The 453-nt window shown below is 49.0% G+C and carries 1 protein-coding gene; it reads right to left on the bottom strand.

Annotation, left to right across the window (positions count from 1 at the left end; genetic code table 11):
* Positions 1-453: hypothetical protein (locus Q5762_RS37150; RefSeq protein ID WP_315896724.1), on the bottom strand; the 453-nt coding region annotated here is incomplete at both ends.

Genomic DNA, 453 nt, shown 5'->3' with positions numbered 1-453 from the left:
ATCGGACCATAAATATCTTCACTCGCTTCCTGAGTGGTAACAAGATGCGTTGGTCCCCAAACTACTTGGCGCGGTGGATCGGTAATCGGGCGAGATTGGACGGCGTATTGCGTTTTGCCAACAACACCATCGGTAAATAATGTAAACGTGGAACGGTTTTGACCGGCAACTTTCGTAAAAACATTGGACGGTTGCGAAACAGGCCACCAACGGAACTCGACACCAACAATGGTTACATCAGGTATAATATCCCATGTCGCACGAATTGCTGCTTGACGCACCCCGGTATCACCTTCAACTGTAACAGGTGCTAGAACGAAATCGATTTCTGACATGTATTGCGGCGTACCGGGCGGATAAGGAATGACAGGAACCGCAGGTGAAACACCGTCGTAAATAGAGCCGTCACGTTCCTGCAAAGAAACATTGATGTTGCGCGGACCATCTTCGTCA

The organism is Streptomyces sp. P9(2023) (genome assembly GCF_032436795.1).
In the GTDB taxonomy this organism is placed as follows: domain Bacteria; phylum Actinomycetota; class Actinomycetes; order Streptomycetales; family Streptomycetaceae; genus Streptomyces.
Note: the sequence above shows the minus strand (reverse complement) of the source record. Positions and strands in the feature narration are given on the sequence as shown.